This window comes from Nocardioides korecus (genome assembly GCF_054778395.1).
Genome location: NZ_BAAGZO010000008.1, coordinates 137,533 through 155,950, shown reverse-complemented (window position 1 = coordinate 155,950; position 18,418 = coordinate 137,533). Strand labels below are relative to the sequence as shown.

At 73.1% G+C, this 18,418-nt stretch carries 17 protein-coding genes; 13 read left to right on the top strand and 4 right to left on the bottom strand.

Features of this window, described 5'->3' with window-relative positions; genetic code table 11:
* Positions 1 to 115: 115 nt before the first annotated feature.
* Complete coding sequence (locus ACYVDA_RS16680; RefSeq protein ID WP_460819568.1) at positions 116 to 1,168, bottom strand: aldo/keto reductase; 1,053 nt, start codon at positions 1,166 to 1,168, stop codon at positions 116 to 118.
* A 220-nt stretch (positions 1,169 to 1,388) separates the two neighbouring features.
* Between ACYVDA_RS16680 and ACYVDA_RS16675 the strand changes: the two genes are divergently transcribed.
* Positions 1,389 to 4,226, top strand: coding sequence for an aconitate hydratase (locus ACYVDA_RS16675; protein WP_460819567.1), 2,838 nt, complete (start codon positions 1,389 to 1,391; stop codon positions 4,224 to 4,226).
* Between the two features lie 87 nt (positions 4,227 to 4,313).
* Here ACYVDA_RS16675 and ACYVDA_RS16670 read toward each other — a convergent pair whose 3' ends face one another.
* A complete protein-coding gene (locus ACYVDA_RS16670; protein ID WP_460819566.1) occupies positions 4,314 to 6,389 on the bottom strand; it encodes a sensor histidine kinase in 2,076 nt (691 codons plus the stop codon).
* Between the two features lie 89 nt (positions 6,390 to 6,478).
* Here ACYVDA_RS16670 and ACYVDA_RS16665 point away from each other — a divergent pair, with 89 nt between their 5' ends.
* The 4 genes from ACYVDA_RS16665 (at position 6,479) to ACYVDA_RS16650 (ending at position 7,887) form a co-directional block, all read left to right on the top strand.
* Positions 6,479 to 6,799 carry a thiamine-binding protein gene (locus ACYVDA_RS16665; RefSeq protein WP_460819565.1) on the top strand — a complete coding sequence of 107 codons (321 nt, stop codon included), beginning with the start codon at positions 6,479 to 6,481 and terminating at the stop codon, positions 6,797 to 6,799.
* Entirely contained in the window at positions 6,789 to 6,947 is a 159-nt protein-coding gene (locus ACYVDA_RS16660) for a hypothetical protein (protein WP_460819564.1), read from the top strand. Before ACYVDA_RS16665 ends, ACYVDA_RS16660 begins: the two co-directional genes overlap by 11 nt.
* A complete protein-coding gene (locus ACYVDA_RS16655) occupies positions 6,944 to 7,348 on the top strand; it encodes a YjbQ family protein (protein WP_460819563.1) in 405 nt (134 codons plus the stop codon). The genes ACYVDA_RS16660 and ACYVDA_RS16655 overlap by 4 nt, the downstream gene beginning before the upstream one ends.
* Positions 7,349 to 7,410: 62 nt before the next feature.
* Positions 7,411 to 7,887, top strand: a complete 477-nt coding sequence (locus ACYVDA_RS16650; protein ID WP_460819562.1) for an XdhC family protein — start codon at positions 7,411 to 7,413, stop codon at positions 7,885 to 7,887.
* A gap of 31 nt (positions 7,888 to 7,918) precedes the next feature.
* Here ACYVDA_RS16650 and ACYVDA_RS16645 read toward each other — a convergent pair whose 3' ends face one another.
* Both ACYVDA_RS16645 and ACYVDA_RS16640 read right to left on the bottom strand, forming a co-directional pair.
* Positions 7,919 to 9,205, bottom strand: a complete 1,287-nt coding sequence (locus ACYVDA_RS16645) for a DUF6596 domain-containing protein (protein ID WP_460819561.1) — start codon at positions 9,203 to 9,205, stop codon at positions 7,919 to 7,921.
* 68 nt (positions 9,206 to 9,273) lie between these two features.
* Complete coding sequence (locus tag ACYVDA_RS16640; protein WP_460819560.1) at positions 9,274 to 9,654, bottom strand: YciI family protein; 381 nt, start codon at positions 9,652 to 9,654, stop codon at positions 9,274 to 9,276.
* Positions 9,655 to 9,818: 164 nt separating this feature from the next.
* Between ACYVDA_RS16640 and ACYVDA_RS16635 the strand changes: the two genes are divergently transcribed.
* The 8 genes from ACYVDA_RS16635 to ACYVDA_RS16600 all read left to right on the top strand — a co-directional run bounded on the left by ACYVDA_RS16635 (position 9,819) and on the right by ACYVDA_RS16600 (position 18,389).
* On the top strand, positions 9,819 to 10,232 hold the full coding sequence (locus ACYVDA_RS16635) for a hypothetical protein (protein WP_460819559.1): 414 nt from the start codon (positions 9,819 to 9,821) through the stop codon (positions 10,230 to 10,232).
* A 22-nt stretch (positions 10,233 to 10,254) separates the two neighbouring features.
* Positions 10,255 to 10,692 (top strand): NUDIX domain-containing protein, encoded by a 438-nt coding sequence (locus ACYVDA_RS16630; RefSeq protein ID WP_460819558.1) that lies wholly within the window; start codon positions 10,255 to 10,257, stop codon positions 10,690 to 10,692.
* Positions 10,689 to 11,660: an SMP-30/gluconolactonase/LRE family protein gene (locus ACYVDA_RS16625; protein ID WP_460819557.1), complete on the top strand. Its 972-nt coding sequence runs from the start codon at positions 10,689 to 10,691 to the stop codon at positions 11,658 to 11,660. The genes ACYVDA_RS16630 and ACYVDA_RS16625 overlap by 4 nt, the downstream gene beginning before the upstream one ends.
* A gap of 64 nt (positions 11,661 to 11,724) precedes the next feature.
* Positions 11,725 to 13,647: a 1-deoxy-D-xylulose-5-phosphate synthase gene (gene dxs / locus ACYVDA_RS16620; protein ID WP_460819556.1), complete on the top strand. Its 1,923-nt coding sequence runs from the start codon at positions 11,725 to 11,727 to the stop codon at positions 13,645 to 13,647.
* 7 nt (positions 13,648 to 13,654) lie between these two features.
* Positions 13,655 to 14,962, top strand: coding sequence for a hypothetical protein (locus ACYVDA_RS16615; protein ID WP_460819555.1), 1,308 nt, complete (start codon positions 13,655 to 13,657; stop codon positions 14,960 to 14,962).
* 54 nt (positions 14,963 to 15,016) lie between these two features.
* Positions 15,017 to 16,528 carry an amino acid permease gene (locus tag ACYVDA_RS16610; RefSeq protein WP_460819554.1) on the top strand — a complete coding sequence of 504 codons (1,512 nt, stop codon included), beginning with the start codon at positions 15,017 to 15,019 and terminating at the stop codon, positions 16,526 to 16,528.
* A gap of 71 nt (positions 16,529 to 16,599) precedes the next feature.
* Positions 16,600 to 17,520 carry a proteasome assembly chaperone family protein gene (locus ACYVDA_RS16605; RefSeq protein WP_460819553.1) on the top strand — a complete coding sequence of 307 codons (921 nt, stop codon included), beginning with the start codon at positions 16,600 to 16,602 and terminating at the stop codon, positions 17,518 to 17,520.
* Positions 17,521 to 17,525: 5 nt separating this feature from the next.
* Entirely contained in the window at positions 17,526 to 18,389 is an 864-nt protein-coding gene (locus ACYVDA_RS16600; RefSeq protein ID WP_460819552.1) for an acyl-CoA thioesterase, read from the top strand.
* The last annotated feature ends 29 nt before the right edge of the window (positions 18,390 to 18,418 follow it).

The following is an 18,418-nucleotide window of genomic DNA, read 5'->3' as shown; positions in this document are numbered from 1 at the left end:
TACGCCGTGCTGAGATGCCCCGGTGGGCGGGGTACGGCGTGCCGGGATGCCCCACTCGGCGTGGCGCGGGACGCCCCTCGCCTGCCGGCGTGCGGGACCGCCCCCGGGGGAGGTCCTACTGGCCCGAGAGGGTGCGGTCGCGCTGCTCGAGGCCCATCGAGCCGTAGGGGTAGTCGGTGGCGCCGAGGTCGCTGGCGGCGTCGAGGCGGGTGAGGTCCTCGACGGTGAGGGAGACCTCGGTCGAGCCGAGGTTGTCCTGCAGCTGCTCCAGGGTGCGGGCGCCGAGGATGGTCGAGGTGACGCCGGGCTGGTTGGTCACCCAGGCCAGGGCGGCCTGGGCCATCGAGCAGCCGTGGCCCTCGGCGACCTGCTGGACGGCCTCGATGATGTTCCAGGTGCGGTCGGTGCCGCGCCGGTCCCAGGCCTCCATGCCACGACCCGGGTCGTCGCCGAGGCGGGTGGCGCCGGTGGGGCGCTGGTCGCGGACGTACTTGCCGCTCAGCCAGCCGCCGCCCAGCGGGCTCCACGGGAGCATCCCCATGCCGGCGTCGACGACGGCCGGGACGATCTCCCACTCGACCTCGCGCACGATCAGGCTGTACTGCGGCTGCAGGGTCACCGGCTGGGCGAGCCCGAGCTGGCGCGCGACGTGCACGGCCTTGGTCAGCTGCCACCCGGTGTAGTTGGACAGGCCGTAGTAGCGGATCTTCCCCGACCGGACGAAGCCGTCGAGCGTGCGCAGGGTCTCCTCCAGCGGCGTCCACGGGTCCCAGGAGTGCACCTGGTAGAGGTCGACGGAGTCCATCCCCAGTCGGCGCAGCGAGGCGTCCAGCGCGCGGGTCAGGTGGCGCGAGGAGGCGCCGCCGGCGTTGGGTCCGCCGCCCTCGGGCCCGTCGTACGCCGACCCGAGCGGGAACCGGCCCTTGGTGGCCAGGACGACCGGCGCGGTGACGTCGGCGGGCCGGCTCGCGAACCAGCGGCCGATGATCTCCTCCGACACCCCGTGGGTGTAGACGTCGGCGGTGTCGACCAGCGTGCCGCCGGCCTCCACGAACGCGTCGAGCTGGGCGTGGGCGCCCTCCTCGTCGGTCTCGTTGCCGAAGGTCATCGTGCCCAGGCAGAGCTCGGACACGGCGCAGCCACTGGCGCCCAGGGATCGGTATCGCATGGCGACACCGTAGCCATCCGCACCGACGACCCACCGACAGCACGGGAACAGCGTGGTATCTTGACATCAAGATAGTTCGGGCGTCAGACCCCGGTGCCCTCCCTTCCCAGCGTTGCCGGGACGCGGGCAAGATGAACCGGGACACTCTGACCGGACCGTCGGCCGGGACCGTTCCCGCCGACCCCCGCACCACCCCACTGCGCAGACTTCGAGGAGAACCATGGCGAGCCCAGGAGATCGACAGGACAGCTTCGGTGCCAAGGGCACGTTGGAGGTGAACGGGAAGTCCTACGAGATCCACCGCCTCAGCGCGGTCGAGGGCGAGGGTCTCGACGTCGCCTCGCTGCCCTTCAGCCTCAAGGTGCTGCTGGAGAACCTGCTGCGCACCGAGGACGGCGCGGACATCACCGCCGACGACATCAAGGCGATCGCCGGGTGGGACGCCGACGCGGACCCCAGCCAGGAGATCCAGTTCACCCCGGCCCGCGTGATCATGCAGGACTTCACCGGCGTCCCGTGCGTCGTGGACCTCGCCACCATGCGTGAGGCGATGAGCGACCTCGGCGGCGACCCGTCGAAGATCAACCCGCTCGCGCCCGCCGAGATGGTCATCGACCACTCCGTCATCGCCGACGTCTTCGGCACGCCCGAGGCCTTCGAGCGCAACGTCGAGATCGAGTACGAGCGCAACCGCGAGCGCTACCAGTTCCTGCGCTGGGGCCAGGGCGCGTTCGACGACTTCAAGGTCGTCCCCCCGGGCACCGGCATCGTCCACCAGGTCAACATCGAGCACCTGGCCCGCGTGGTCTTCACCCGCGAGGGCGCCGACGGCGCCGTCGTGGCCTACCCCGACACCTGCGTCGGCACCGACTCCCACACCACGATGGTCAACGGCATCGGCGTGGTCGGCTGGGGCGTCGGCGGCATCGAGGCCGAGGCGGCCATGCTCGGCCAGCCGGTCTCCATGCTGATCCCGCGCGTGGTCGGCTTCAAGCTCAACGGCGACCTCTCCGAGGGCGCGACCGCCACCGACCTGGTGCTGACCATCACCGAGATGCTGCGCCAGCACGGCGTGGTCGGGAAGTTCGTGGAGTTCTACGGCCCCGGCGTGTCCGCGCTGCCGCTGGCCAACCGCGCCACGATCGGCAACATGAGCCCGGAGTTCGGCTCCACGATCGCGGTCTTCCCGATCGACGAGGAGACCACCAAGTACCTCGAGCTCACCGGTCGCGACGCCGACCAGATCGCCCTGGTCGAGGCCTACGCCAAGGAGCAGGGCCTCTGGCACGACCCCGAGGCCGAGCCCCGCTTCTCCGAGAAGCTCGAGCTGGACCTCGCCACGGTCGTGCCCTCGCTGGCCGGCCCCAAGCGGCCCCAGGACCGGGTCTCCCTGTCCGAGGCCAAGGAGGCCTTCCGCACCGCCCTGGCCGACTACGCCGAAGGCTCCGACGACGACGGCGTGAAGTCCAAGGTCGACGAGGCCTCCGACGAGTCCTTCCCCTCCAGCGACGCCCCCTCGATCTCCGAGGGTGGCAACGGCGAGGGCACGCCCGACGACTGGCGCAACCACCCGGCCGGCGACGGCGGGGGGCGTACGTCGAACAAGCAGCGCGTCACCCTCGACGACGGCACCGAGTTCGAGCTGGACCACGGCGCGGTCGCCATCGCGGCGATCACCTCGTGCACCAACACCTCCAACCCGAGCGTCATGATCGGCGCGGCGCTGCTCGCCAAGAACGCGGTCGAGAAGGGCCTCACCACCAAGCCGTGGGTCAAGACGACCCTGGCGCCGGGCTCGAAGGTCGTCTCGGACTACTACGAGAAGGCCCAGCTCACGCCGTACCTCGACAAGCTCGGGTTCAACCTCGTCGGCTACGGCTGCACGACCTGCATCGGCAACTCCGGGCCGCTCATCCCCGAGGTCAGCCAGGCCGTCAACGACGGCGACCTCGCGGTCGTCTCGGTGCTGTCGGGCAACCGCAACTTCGAGGGTCGGATCAACCCCGACGTGAAGATGAACTACCTGGCCTCCCCGCCCCTGGTGGTCGCCTACGCGCTGGCCGGCTCGATGGACGTCGACCTCTTCCACGACCCGCTGGGCCAGGACGAGGACGGCAACGACGTCTTCATGAAGGACATCTGGCCCTCGGCCTCCGAGGTCGAGGAGGTCATCGCGGGTGCGATCACCTCGGAGATGTTCTCCAGCGACTACGCCGACGTCTTCGCCGGCGACGAGCAGTGGCGCTCGCTGCCCACCCCCGAGGGCGACACCTTCGCCTGGGACCCGGAGTCGACGTACGTGCGCAAGCCCCCGTACTTCGACGGCATGCCCGACGAGCCGGCCCCGGTGGAGGACATCACCGGCGCCCGCGTGCTGCTCAAGCTGGGCGACTCGGTCACCACCGACCACATCAGCCCGGCCGGCGCGATCAAGAAGGACAGCCCCGCCGGGAAGTACCTCGCCGAGCACGGCGTGGCCAACCGCGACTTCAACTCCTACGGGTCGCGCCGCGGCAACCACGAGGTGATGATCCGGGGCACCTTCGCCAACATCCGGCTGCGCAACCAGCTGGCGCCGGGCACCGAGGGCGGCTTCACCCGCGACTTCTCCGGCGAGGGCGACGTCACCACGGTGTTCGAGGCCAGCGAGAAGTACCTGGCCGCCGGCACCCCGCTGGTGGTGCTCGCGGGCAAGGAGTACGGCTCCGGTTCCTCCCGCGACTGGGCGGCCAAGGGCACCGCGCTCCTGGGCGTCAAGGCCGTGATCGCGGAGTCCTACGAGCGCATCCACCGCTCCAACCTGATCGGGATGGGCGTCCTGCCCCTGCAGTTCCCCGAGGGCCAGACGGCGGAGTCGCTGGGCCTGACCGGCGAGGAGGAGTTCTCCTTCTCCGGCGTCACCGCGCTCAACGACGGCACCACGCCGAAGACGGTCAAGGTCACGGCCGGCGACGTCGAGTTCGACGCCGTCGTGCGCATCGACACCCCCGGTGAGGCGAACTACTACCGCAACGGCGGGATCATGCAGTACGTCCTGCGCAACCTGCGTCGCGCCTGACGCAGCCCGCACGGCACCCGAGCCGGTCGTCCCTCACGGGGCGGCCGGCTCGCGGCGTCCCGGGGTGCCGCCTGCGTGCCCGGGGACTCAGCCGCGGTCGTCGTACGCCGGCAGCCGGACCGTCATGGTCGTGCCCACCCCGACGGTCGAGTCCACCGTGACCGTGCCGCCGTGGTGGGTCACGATCGAGTGCACGATGCTCAGCCCCAGACCGGTGCCCTGGATGGCCTGGTCGGTGGCGCCACGGGCCCGGAAGAAGCGGGTGAACAGGTGCTCCTGGTCCTCCGGCGCGATCCCCATGCCGGAGTCGGCGACGCGGACCACGACCATCGAGGTGCCCTCGGAGCCCTCGCGGGCCAGGGTGAGCCGGACCTGGCCGCCGTCCGGGGTGAACTTCACGGCGTTGGTCAGCAGGTTGGTCACCACCCGCTCGAGGGCGTCGCCGTCACCGGGCACCAGGACGGGGGAGGCGGGCAGGTCGGGGACGATCCGCAGCTCGCGGCCGCGCAGGGTCTCGGCGAGCAGGTCCAGGGAGGCCCTCACCACCTCGCGCAGGTCGACGCGGCCGTTCCGCGGGTCCGAGCCCGCCGCCTCGGCGAACTCCGCGCGCGACAGCGTCAGCAGGTCCTCGACCAGCAGCCCCAGGCGGCTGGTGTTGCGCGAGATCCGCTCCACCGCGTCCTGCTGGGCCTCGGTCAGGCCGCCCAGGCTGCCGTCGCGCAGGAGCTCGGCGTAGCCGGAGATGCTGGTGATCGGGGTGCGCAGCTCGTGGGAGACGTTGGAGACCAGCTCCTGCTTGACCTGGTCGACCTCCTCCAGCCGCACCACCGAGGCGTGCTCGAGGTCGAGGGCGGCCTCCAGCGCGCGCTGGGCCCGCAGCCGTTCGGTGACGTCCTCGCCGGTGGCGATGAAGCCGGTCAGGGTGCCCTCGGCGTCCCGCGTCGTGCTCAGGGTCAGCGAGGTCATCTTGCGCGTCCCGTCGAGGTGGACGAACTCCCAGTCGCGGCGCTCCCCGCGCCGGACCATCTCGCGCACGACGCTGACGTAGTCGTCGTCCACCCCCATGTCGGCGGCGTGGCGCGCGATCTCGCGGCCGGTGTGGAACAGCCGGGGGCTGCGGCCCAGCACCGCCTCGACGGGGTAGCCGAGCAGCTGCTGGGCGCCGGTGTTGTAGTGCGTGATGCGGCCGGCCTCGTCGCTGGCGATGAACATCGTGCCGCCGGCGGAGTCCAGCAGCTGCTCCACCGTGGTGGCGGAGCGGGTGGCGGCACCGGTCATCGTGAACAGGCGGTCCACGGTCAGGGCCAGCGGCACGGTGCCGTAGCAGAGCGCCAGCAGGAACAGGTAGACCTGGGCGCTGTCCAGGTGCACCGGCAGCCGGGTGGGGTGGGGGTCGGCGAAGGGCCCCAGGCCCGCGACCGTCAGGGCGTACGCCGCCAGGCCGACCACGAACACCTGCAGGTGGGTCTCGCGCTGGGTCGCCCGCACCGAGGCCCACCCGACCGCCGGCAGCACCAGGAACGCCAGCGGTGAGGTGTGCCCCAGGCCGAAGACGCCGACGAACACCACGAGCAGCACCAGCCGCTGCGCCCACCGCTCGAGGGGGCGGGCGGTCGCCGGGCGGTCGGTGGTCCGCAGGAACAGCGGCAGCACGACGAGCTGGGCCGTGAGGACCGCGGCGACCGTGGTCACCGTGACGGCCAGCGCCCGCGCCGGTGCCTGCGCGGCCAGCGCCAGGCCCGCGGGGAGCAGGCTGTTGAGCACCGCGCCGGCCAGGGTCACCATCAGGAAGCGGACGCCGTCGATCTCCGCCAGCCGGTCGGGCCCGGTGTGGCGGCCCCGCAGCAGGTGGGTGGCGACGAACTGGGCCGACAGGCTCAGGGCCAGGGCGCCGACCAGCCCGAGGTGCACCGGCACCCGGTAGCTCAGCGACACCGCCGGCGTCGCCAGCACGGTGAGCGCCGCGACCGTCCACCAGCGCCGGGTGGGCGGCGCCCGCAGCAGCAGCGCGACTGCGAAGCCGATCGACGGCCACCCGGCGTACGCCGTGCCGGGGAGGAGGCGTGGCAGGGCCAGCAGACCGGTGACCAGCAGCAGCAGGCCCACCTGGGTGAGCAGGTGGTGCGCCGACGGGGCGGGTCGCTCGACGGGGTTGCGCTGCACGCGGTCACCTCCTCGGCTCGTGCGGCCCTCATGGTGCCGTCCCGGGTGCCGGGTTGGCGAGTCCACCACCGGCGCGTCAAGGTGGGGACATGCTCGTGGCGATCAGCATCAGTCCAGGCGGCGACCCCCGCGACGGCACGGCCGAGCCCGACGGCGGGGTGAGCGGGGCCGTGGCCGAGGCGGTGCGGGTGATCCGCGCCTCCGGCCTGCCGTGCGAGACCAACGCGATGTTCACCAACATCGAGGGGGAGTGGGACGAGGTGATGGCCGTGGTCAAGCAGGCCGTCGACGTCGTCGCCGCGGCGTACCCCCGGGTCTCGCTGGTCCTCAAGGCCGACCTGCGCGCGGGGTACGACGGCCAGCTCACCGCCAAGGTGCAGCGGGTCGAGGACCACCTGCGTGACGGCTGACCCCGCTCCGGTCGCCCGGCCAGCCGTCGCCTCCGACGACGTCGCGGACCCGGTGCTCGCCGAGGTCGAGGCGGCGCTCGGGGCCCAGCTCGTTCCCGACCAGCCCGGCCCTGCCCCTGACCCGACCGAACACGAGGAGACCAGATGAGGTCCGAGACCCGCACCTACCGCACCGGCGACCGGGAGGCCGTGCTGGACCTGACCGGGGACTGCGCCGCGTTCGTGGCCCCCGAGCGGGACGGCCTGCTCCAGCTGTTCGTGCCGCACGCCACCGCCGGCATCGCGATCCTCGAGACGGGGGCGGGCTCCGACGACGACCTGCTGGCCGCGCTGGCGGACCTGCTGCCGGCCGACGACCGGTGGCGCCACCGCCACGGCTCGCGCGGCCACGGGCGCTCCCACGTGATGCCCGCGATCGTCCCGCCCCACGCGACCGTCCCGGTCCTCGGAGGCCGGCTCGCGCTGGGCACCTGGCAGAGCGTCTGCCTGGTCGACCTCAACGTGGACAATCCCGAGCGCGAGGTGCGGCTCTCCTTCCTCCCCGGCTGAGGAGACGGGAGGGTCGCCTCGCCGGTCTGGTCAGGTCCGGGTCCCTCTGGGAGGCTCGGGGCATGACGACGCGTGAGCAGCCCTGGGTCGACCCGAGCGGCGCGGCGGGACGGGTCGTGGTGCTGACCCGCAACCCTATCGCGGACGCGATCGAGACCATCGCCGGGGCCGTCGGTCGCGAGGTCGTGGTGGTCGAGCAGGACGCGGACGGGCGCGGCGCCGAGCAGGTGGCGGCCCTCGGGCTGGGTCCCGCCGACGCGGTGGTGCTGTGCGACCACGACGCCCCGGACGCTCCGCGCGTGCTGCGCGAGTCGCTGGCCTCGGGGGCGGCGTACGTCGCGATGATGGCCAGCCGTCGTCGAGCCGCCGGCCTCCTGCAGGACCTCGCGGCCGAGGAGGCACCCGGGCTGGACAAGCTGCACGTGCCCGCCGGGCTGGACACCGGAGGCCGGGCGCCGGGCGAGATCGCGCTGTCGGTGGTGGCCGAGATCGTGGCCGAGTCCCACGGCCGCAGCGGCGGCCCGATGCGGAGTCGCTGACGCCCCCTGCCCCGGGTCCCTCGGGTCGGGCTCAGCCCGCAGCGACGTCGGCGCGCTGCAGGCAGAAGCGGCGCACGGGTTCGCTGCGCACCTCGGCCACCAGGTCGGCGTACTCCCGGGCCGCCTCGGTGCGGCGCCCCGTGCGCCAGTGCAGGTCGGCGAGCGCGAGGCCCGCGTCCCGCCGGGCGTACGCCGGTCCGTCACGGCGCAGGTCGGCCAGCTCGGTCTCGAGCAGGCCCAGGTCGTGCTCGTCCACGGGACCGGTCGAGCCCCGCAGCAGCACCTGGGCACGGGCGGTGAGCAGGGCGACCCGCACGGCGGGCGAACCCCACACCGACTCCAACGCCTCGTAGAGGGTCACCACCAGTGGCCAGTCGGTCAGTTCCGCGGAGGGGGCCGCGCTGTGCAGCCCGGCGAGGGCAGCCTCGAGGGCGAACCGGCCGGACCCCTCGGCGGCGAGGGTCGCGTCGGCCAGGCCGGCGCGCAGCAGCCGGGCGTCCCAGCGCGAGCGGTCGGCCTCGTCGAGCGTGACGGCCACGCCGTCCGGGTCGACCCGCCCCGGACGCCTGGCCAGACCGAGCCGCACGACGGCACGCAGACCGTGGACCTCGGTGTCACCCGGGTACGCCGCCACCAGGGCGTCCGCCACCGACAGCGCCGAGGCGCCCAGGTCGTCGGCGGCGTCCACCGGCGCCAGCACGGTGCGGTGGGCGACGGTGAACATCGCGGCCACGCAGACGAGGACGTGGGACAACCGGCGGTCGCGCTCGGACCCGACGGGCACCTCGAAGGCGGGTCGTGCCGCGGCGAGCGCCTTGCGCGCCCGCGTGAGCCGGGCCGCTGCGGCCGTCGTCGCGATGCCCAGGTGGAGGGCGATGTCCGCGACCTCGAGCCCGCAGACCAGCCGCAGCGCCAGCACGAGCTGCGCGCCGGGCGCCAGGGCCGGGTCGCACGCCACGAACAGCAGCGCCACCCGATCGTCGAGCCCGGCGCGGCTGCCGGTCGGCAGGTCCGAGGGGTCCTCGGGGTGGTCCGTCGGCATCGCGTCCTCCACCACGATCTCGGGAGCCAGGCGGGCCAGCACGCCCCGACGACGATGGTCGTCGATCCACGCGCGCTTGCCGACGCTCACGCACCACGCGGCCAGGTCCCCGGGCGCGGGCCGACCGTCGTGCGCCTGCTCGACGGCGCGGGCGAACGCCAGGGCGGCGTACTCCTCGGCGTCGTCGAGGCTGCCCGACCAGGCCGCCAGCACCCGGACGACCCGGGGCCAGACGGCGCGGAACTGCTCGCCGTCGAGCTGGAGGTGGGGCCGCACCGGCCCATCGTGCCTCCTGCTCCGTCCGAGGAGGAGTCGCGACGGGCCGGCGGGCGCCGACCCCGACCTCACGCGGTGGGGAAGACCTTGCGCCACTCCACGGTGGAGCCCGTCGGGACCAGTGCGGCGAGGTGCCGAGCCGTCTCCTCGTCGTCGACCTCGACCAGGTAGACGCCCGTGATCAGCTCGCTGCTGTCGGCGTACGGGCTGTCGGTCCAGACGGCGTCCTCCACGGCGCGCTCGCCGTCGCCCGGGGTGACCACCCCGCCGTGCCGGGCGTTCTGCAGGGCCGCGCCCTGCGTGATCCGCGCGCCAAGACGTGCCACCGCCTCCTGGAAGGCGACGTGCCGGGCGAAGGCGTCGTCCTGCCCGGGGCTCTGCTCGCCGGCGAGGACCGCGTCGGAGTTCCAGTCGCGCTCGCGGATGAGGTAGGCGTAGGTGTCGGTCATGGTGTGTCCCTCTGTGGATGTCGGTCGGGTGTGAGCGGGCGGCGTCGGTGCCCCCACCCTGGTGACGAACTCGCGCCCGCGCAATCGACACCGCGGCTCGAGATCGTCGTCGGGGGACTCGCAGACCGCTAGAACACCTGTTCGAACAGGGCTATGGTGGGGCGGTGTTCACCCGACCCCCCGAGCCCCCACGTCGCACCCCCCAGGGCCGGGACGGTGTCCGGCCCCCCGGCTGGCCGGCGCAGGTGCGTCCTCCCGGCGTCGAGGACTGGGAGCCCACCGCGTGCGCCTGGCTGCTCGACGTCTGCCCGCCGGAGTACCGCTCCTACCCGGCGCTGCGGCGCCATCCCGTCGTCCTGGCGCGGTTCGCCGCGCTCCACGTGCAGGCGAGCCAGGCGGCGGTCAACCAGGGGCTGAGCGAGGCCCGGGGCGGGCTGCGCGACGTGGTGGGCCACGACGTCGTCGAGGCGGCCGTGCAGACCTGGCAGCAGGAGTCGGCGCGGCTGATCGCGGTCCGTCGCGAGGTCGGCCTGGTGGAGGAGGCGTTGCGCGGGCGACGCTTCGTGGACCGGCTCTAGGGGTGCCCCTACAGTGACAGCCGTGCCCCGGCTCGCCGTCTGCTACCTGCTCGACGCCCGAGGCCACGTCCTGCTCCAGCACCGCGACGAGCACGCCCCGCGGGCCGCGGACCAGTGGGGGATCGTCGGCGGCCACGTCGAGGACGGTGAGGACCCGGACGACGCCGTGCGCCGGGAGCTGCTCGAGGAGACCGGCATCGTCGCCGACCCCGGGGACCTCGAGCTCTGGCACGACGGTCCGTTCACCTACTCCGACGGTCACCGCGGCGACTACCGGATCTACGCCGGCCGGGTCGACCTCACCGACGACGACATCGTCGTGGGGGAGGGCCGTGCCATCGTGTTCGTCGAGCCCGGGGTCGCGCTCGGGCTGGACCTCGCGGAGTCCAACGCGCACTTCCTGCCCCGGTTCCTGACCTCCTCGACCTACCGCCGACTGAACGGGAGCACACCGTCGTGACCCAGCCCCCCTCCCAGCGTTCTTCCCACCCCGGGCCCCGCACCGTCGGCCTGCGCCGGCTGGACGTCCCCGGGCCGGGCGCCGAGGACGTGGTGGTCGACGAGCAGGGCCAGGTGTGGACCGGCACCGCCGACGGCGGCATCCACCGGGTCGACCCGGTCACCGGCGAGACCCGCCTGGTGGCCCGCACCGGCGGTCGTCCGCTCGGGCTGGAGCTGCTCGACGCCGACCGGCTGCTGGTCGCGGACGCCCACCTCGGCCTGCTCGCCGTCAGCCGCACCACCGGCGTCGTCGAGCGGCTGGTCACCGAGGTCGAGGGCCGTCCGATGCGCTTCTGCAACAACGCCGCGGTCGGCGCCGGGGGCGAGATCTGGTTCTCCGACTCCAGCACCGTGCACCCCATCGAGGAGTGGAAGGCCGACTTCGTCGAGGACACCGCCACGGGACGGCTGCTGTGCCGGCGCCCCGACGGCGCGGTCGAGGTGCACCTCACCGGGCTCGGCTTCGCCAACGGGGTGGCCCTGGCCGCCGACGAGTCGTTCGTCTGCGTGGCCGAGACGACCCGGCGCACCGTCGTACGGCTGTGGCTGAGCGGGGAGCGGGCCGGCACCCGCGACCTGCTGGCCGAGGACCTCCCGGGCTACCCCGACAACATCGCCCGGGGCAGCGACGGGCTGATCTGGGTCACCATCGCCTCACCCGTCGACACCGTGGTCGAGCGGCTCAAGGCCTCGGCCCCGCTGTGGGTGCGCAAGGCCGTGACCCGCATCCCCGAGCTGCTCCAGCCCAAGCCCCAGCAGACCGTCCGCGTGCAGGCGTACGCCGACGACGGCCGGCTCGTCCACGACCTGCGGGCCGACGCCGGGACCTACCACATGGTCACCGGCGTGCGGGAGCACCACGGTGACGTCTGGCTGGGCAGCCTGGAGGAGTCGGCCGTCGCGGTCCTGCCGGGGGCGGCCGTCTAACATCGAGTGGTCATCGACGTCCGGGTCCACCTGCCCGGGCGTCACCGTCTGAGAAGGAGCGTGCATGGGGCACCTCGAGCACCTCACGGGTCCGGCGGACCTGCGGCGCCTCGACGACCGCCAGCTCGACGAGCTGGCCGCCGAGATCCGCGACGAGCTCGTCCGCACCTGCGCCCCGCGCGGCGGCCACCTCGGACCTAACCTCGGCGTGGTCGAGCTGACCCTCGCGATCCACCGCGTCTTCGAGTCCCCGCGCGACCGGGTGGTCTTCGACACCGGCCACCAGGCCTACGTGCACAAGATGGTGACCGGCCGGGCCGGTCGCTTCGACACCCTGCGCACCGAGGGCGGCCTCTCGGGCTACCCCAGCCGCGCGGAGTCCGAGCACGACATCGTCGAGAACTCCCACGCCTCAACGTCGCTGTCCTACGCCGACGGCCTGGCCAAGGCCTACGCGATCCGCGGCGAGGACCGCCACGTGGTCGCCGTCATCGGCGACGGCGCCCTGACCGGCGGCATGGCCTGGGAGGCGCTGAACAACATCGCCACCGGCGACGACCGCCGCCTGGTGATGGTCGTGAACGACAACGGCCGCTCCTACATGCCCACTGTCGGCGGACTGGCCGAGCACCTCACCGCGCTGCGCACGAGCCCGCGCTACGAGCAGGTCCTGGACCAGGTCAAGCGCAAGCTCAACGGCGTGCGCGGCGTCGGACCGGCGGTCTACGACGCCCTCCACGCCATGAAGAAGGGCATGAAGGACGTCCTCGCGCCCCAGGGGCTCTTCGAGGACCTCGGCCTGAAGTACGTCGGCCCCGTCGACGGCCACGACCGCGTCGCCACCGAGCACGCCCTGGCCCAGGCCAAGAAGTTCGGCGGTCCGGTGATCGTCCACGTCGTGACCCGCAAGGGCTTCGGCTACGACTACGCCGAGCGCAACGAGGCCGACCAGTTCCACCAGATCGGTCCTTTCGACGTCGAGACCGGGGTCGGCACGCCCAAGGGCCGGATCTGGACCGACTTCTTCGCCGAGGAGATGGTGGCGCTCGGCTCCGAGCGCCAGGACCTCGTCGCGATCACCGCCGCGATGCTCTACCCGGTCGGGCTGGACCGCTTCGCCGCCGCCCACCCCGAGCGCACCTTCGACGTGGGCATCGCCGAGCAGCACGCCGTCACCAGCGCCGCGGGCCTCGCCATGGGCGGGCTCCACCCCGTGGTCGCCATCTACGCCACCTTCCTCAACCGGGCCTTCGACCAGGTCCTGATGGACGTCGCGCTCCACCAGTGCGGCGTCACCTTCGTGCTCGACCGGGCCGGCGTCACCGGCGACGACGGCGCCAGCCACAACGGCATGTGGGACATGTCGATCCTCCAGGTCGTCCCCGGCCTGCGGCTGTGCGCGCCCCGCGACGGCGCCCGGGTGGCCGAGCTGCTGCGCGAGAGCGTGGCGGTCGACGACGCCCCGACGGTGGTGCGCCTGCCCAAGGGGGCGCCGCCGGCCGTCGACATCCCCGCGGTGGACAAGGCGGGGTCGATGGACGTCCTGGTCCGCGACGGCGCCAAGGACGTGCTGATCGTCGGGATCGGGTCCATGGCCGCGGTCGGCATCGAGGTCGCCGGTCGCCTGGCCGACCAGGGGATCGGTGTCACCGTTGTCGATCCGCGCTGGGTCAAGCCGTGGGACCCTGCCGTCGTCCGGCTGGCGCGCGAGCACCGTCTGGTCGTGTGCGTCGAGGACAACGGCATCGTCGGCGGGTGCGGCTCGACCCTGCTCCAGCTCCTCAACGACGAGCGGGTGGACACCCCGGTCCGCCTGCACGGCATCCCCCAGGAGTTCCTCGACCATGCCAAGCGCGACGTCATCCTCGAGCGGATCGGGCTCACCGCCCAGTCGCTCGCGCGTGGCATCGTGGAGGAGATCACGGCCCTCGAGGGGCACCACGCCGGCGGCCGGGTCGACCACCCCGCGTCGCGTCCCGTCGACTAGCACGACGGTGCCGGCCGGCCGGGCCCCGACCCTGCTCGGGGGGTCCCTCGCGCTGCTCCTGGCGCTGGTGCCGGCCCTGGCCGGGTGCGGCCCCACGACCTCCTCCGACACCGGCTCGGCCGCCCCGTCGGCCGGGGCCACCGGTCCGGCGCGGGTCGGGTCGCAGCGTGCCCGGGCGATCGAGCAGCGGATCCTGGCCCAGCGCGCGCGTGCCGTGCGCACCGGCGACCTGGGCCTGTTCCTGCGCCGGGTCGACCGGCGGGACCCCGCGCTGGTGGCCCGCGAGACGCGGTACTTCCGCAACCTGGTCCAGCTGCCGCTGGCGCGCCTGGACTACGAGGTCCTCGACTCCACCTGGCGGGTGACGCCGCCGTCGAGGTGGGGGCGCGACGTGCGCGTCCCGCAGGTGAGCCTGACCATGCAGCTGCGGGGGTTCGACGCGGCGCCGGTCCGACGTACGGTCGGGTTCGCCTTCGACTTCGGTCACGGCCCGGCCCGCATCGTGGCCGACCGGGCACCGGACGGCACGGCGCTCTTCAGCGGGGCGCTCGCGCCCTGGGACCTGACCGCGATCACCGTGCGGCAGGCGCCCGGTGTGCTCGGGATCTTCGACGCCCGCACGGTCGGCTCGGCCTCGGTCGTGCTCGGGGCCGTGCGCCAGGGCATCGCCGACGTCGCCCGGATCGTCCCCTACCCCTGGTCGCGACGGGTCGTGGTCTACAGCGTCAAGGACTCCAGCGTCCTGGACTCCTTCACCGACGTGCCCGGGGGAGCGTTGGACCACCTCGGCGCGATGGCGTTCCCGACGTACGCCCGCGACGGCGGAGCCGTGGTCGCCTCGACGCGGATGCTGATGATGCCCAGCTCGGTGCAGGCCGGGCAGCCCTTCCTGGGTCGGATCACCCGCCACGAGCTGACCCACGTGGCGCTCGGTCCCCGCGACGACGGCACGCCGGCCTGGGTGAGCGAGGGGATCGCGGAGTACGTCGGGGCGCGCGACCTGCCCACGCCCCAACGGATCATCCCCACCTCCGCGCTCGCCACCAGCCAGGGCCCGGTCACCGGGATGCCGGCGACCGAGGACTTCAACGGGCCCGACCAGGAGTGGCACTACGCGCTGAGCTGGATGGCCTTCGACTACATCGCCGCCACCGCCGGCGAGCCCCGCGTGTGGGAGCTGCTCGCCGCGATGCACGACGCCGGCTCCGCACTCGGCGTGCGGGCCCAGGACCGGGTGCTCGAGCGGGTGCTGGGCTACGACGGGGCCGAGCTGGCCCGCCGGGCGGCGGCCCGCATCCGCGCGATCTACGGCTGAGGAACCGCTGGTCAGGGCCGTCTGCGAGGCCGTTCGGGGAGTAGCGTGCCGCGCATGGCCATGAACGTGATGCGCACCAAGTCGGTCGAGCACTCGATGAGCGACACCGAGGACCCGGACTTCAAGCTCAAGCGCAGCCTCACCGCGCTGGACCTGACCGTCTTCGGCATCGGCGTCATCATCGGTGCCGGCATCTTCACCCTGACGGGGACCGCCGCGAAGCTGTACGGCGGGCCGGCCGTGGTGTTCTCGTTCGTGATCGCGGCGATCTGCTGCGGCCTGGCGGCGCTGTGCTACGCCGAGTTCGCCTCCACGGTGCCGGTCAGCGGGTCGGCGTACACCTTCTCCTACGCGACCCTGGGAGAGCTCGTCGCGTGGATCATCGGCTGGGACCTGATCCTGGAGCTCATGCTCGGCGCCTCGGTCGTGGCGCAGGGGTGGAGCCAGTACTTCGTCAAGGTGCTCGACGCCATCGGGCTGGGGTGGCCGGCGTCGCTCGGGCCCTCCGACACCGCCGGGTGGGGCCACTTCAACCTGGCGGCGTTCCTGCTGGTCGCCGTGCTGACCGTCCTGGTCGCGGTCGGCATCAAGGAGTCGCTGCGGGTCAACCTGGTGCTGGTCGGGGTGAAGCTGTTCATCGTGCTGTTCGTGATCGTGGCCGGGCTGTTCTACATCAAGGGCGCCAACTACAGCCCCTTCGTGCCGCCCTCGGCCGGGCCGCAGGACGCCAGCGGGCTCACCCAGCCGCTGTTCCAGTGGCTCTTCGGCTTCCAGGCCCAGACGTACGGCGTCCTGGGCATCGTCTCGGGGGCCTCGATCGTGTTCTTCGCCTACATCGGCTTCGACGTGGTCGCCACCACCGCCGAGGAGGCGCGCAACCCGCAGAAGGACCTGCCGCGGGGCATCATCGGCTCGCTGGTGATCTGCACGGTGCTCTACGTCGCCGTCGCGCTGGTGATCACCGGGATGGTCCGCTACGACAAGATCGACCCCAACGCGGCACTGGCCACGGCCTTCGAGGACGTCGGTCGCTCCGGCTTCGCCACCCTGATCTCGGCCGGTGCCGTCGCCGGTCTGACCACCGTCGTGATGACGCTGATGATCGGCGCCGTGCGGGTGCTGTTCGCGATGAGCCGCGACGGGCTGCTGCCCCGGGCCTTCGCCAAGACCTCGCCCCGCACCGGCACGCCGGTCACCATCACGGTGACGATCGGCGTCCTGGTGGCCCTGGTCGCGTCGCTGACCCCGATCGGCAAGCTCGAGGAGATGGTCAACATCGGCACGCTGACCGCCTTCGCGCTGGTCTCGCTGGCCGTGCCGGTCCTGCGCAAGCGCCGTCCCGACCTCGAGCGGTCCTTCAAGGTGCCCTTCAACCCGGTCGTCCCGGTCCTGGCCGCGGTGGTCTGCGTCTACCTGGCGCTGAACCTCTCGATCGAGACCTGGCTCCGGTTCCTGATCTGGATGGCGCTCGGGTTCTTCATCTACTTCGTCTACGGCAACCGGCACAGCCGGGTGGGCCGGGGCGAGGGCGAGGCCGCCCGCGACTACAGCGTCCGGGAGGGCTGAGTCGGGGCCCCGACGCGGCGCACTAGGGTGGTGCTCGGGCCTGCCGGGCCCGTGGACCCAGGAGGAGCACCGTGACCGAGGCACGCTTCGTGCACATCGTCGACGACGTCCCCGAGCTCGCGGGGAGCGCCGACGGCTCGGGTGACGGGCCGGTCATGGTGATCGCCCTCGAGGGCTTCCTCGACGCCGGGAGCGCCGCCGCCCTGGCCGCCGCCCACCTGGCCGGCTCCGACCCGGGCCGGGTGGTGGCCAGCTTCGAGGTCGACGAGTTCTACGACTACCGGGCCCGTCGGCCCCCGATGAGCTTCTCCGAGGACCACTACTCCGACTACGAGGCGCCCCGGCTGGTGGCGCGGTCGATGGCCGACGCCCACGGGTCGGCGTACGTCCTGCTGACCGGGCCCGAGCCCGACATCCGCTGGGAGGGCTTCGCCCGCGCGGTGCGCGCCGTCGTGGAGCACTTCCGCGTGCGCCTGGTCGTGTCGCTGGGGTCGGTGCCGATGGCGGTGCCGCACACCCGTCCGGTGCAGCTGACCAACCACGCGACGTCGTCGCGGCTGCTGGTGCAGGAGAACGTCTGGAAGGGCGAGATCCGGGTGCCCTCGAGCGCGCAGTCGCTGCTCGAGCTGCGGCTGGGGGAGTGGGGCCACGACGCGATGGGCTTCGTCGCCCACATCCCGCACTACGTCGCCTCCTTCCCCTACCCCCAGGCCTCGGCCGCGCTGCTGGAGGGCCTGGAGGACGTCACCGGTCTGCAGTGGGAGCTCGGCGACCTCAAGGAGGCCGGCGAGGCCCGGCAGGTCGAGATCGCGACCCAGATCGCGGACTCCGACGACGTGCGGGAGGTCGTGCACGGCCTCGAGCAGCAGTACGACGCCTTCCACACCGCCGCCGCCAACCTGCTGGCCGAGGACGAGCCGCTGCCCAGCGGTGAGGAGCTGGGGGCCCAGTTCGAGCAGTTCCTGGCCAAGCTCGAAGAGCCCGAGGAGTAGACCCCGTGCCCGCATCCGTCGAAGAGCTGATGTCCCTGCTGGACCTGGAGGCCATCGAGGACGACCTGTTCCGCGGCACCCAGCCCGACACCGCCATGCAGCGCGTGTTCGGCGGCCAGGTCGCGGCGCAGGCCATCGTGGCCGCGGCCCGCACCGTGCCCGAGCAGTACCTCGTGCACTCGCTGCACTCCTACTTCCTGCGCCCCGGCGACACCCGCGTCCCGATCGTGTACGACGCCGACACGCTGCGCGACGGCCGCAGCTTCGCCACCCGCCGGGTGCTCGCGCGCCAGCACGGCCGCCCGATCTTCGCGCTCACCGCGAACTTCCAGATCCCCGAGGACGGCCTGGACCACCAGGACCCGATGCCCGCCGTCCCCGCACCGGAGGACTGCCCGCGCCTGGAGGACGTCGCGCCGATGTCGCACCGCAGCAGCCAGCAGTGGAAGCGCGAGTGGGCCGCCCTGGAGATCCGGCACGCCGGCGACACCCGCGACGGCGGCTCGATCACCGACCCGACCGTCGCCGCGCGGGCGCGCCTGTGGATCCGGATCAACGGCGCGCTGCCCGACGACCGGCTGGCGCACACGGCCGCCTTCACCTACGCCAGCGACCTCACGCTGCTGGCCGCGAGCCTGGTGCCGCACGGTCGCGACATCGGCTCCGAGGACCTCCAGCCGGCCTCGCTGGACCACAGCGTGTGGTTCCACCGCCCGTTCCGCGCCGACGAGTGGTGGCTCTACGACCAGGCCTCGCCCTCGGCCTCCGGCGGCCGCGGCCTCGCCCTGGCCCGGGTGTTCGCCCAGGACGGCACGCTCGTCGCCACCGTGGCCCAGGAGGGCCTGATCCGGCTGATCACGCCGTCCTGACGGGCTTGGGCCGGGAGGTGGGGGTCCGT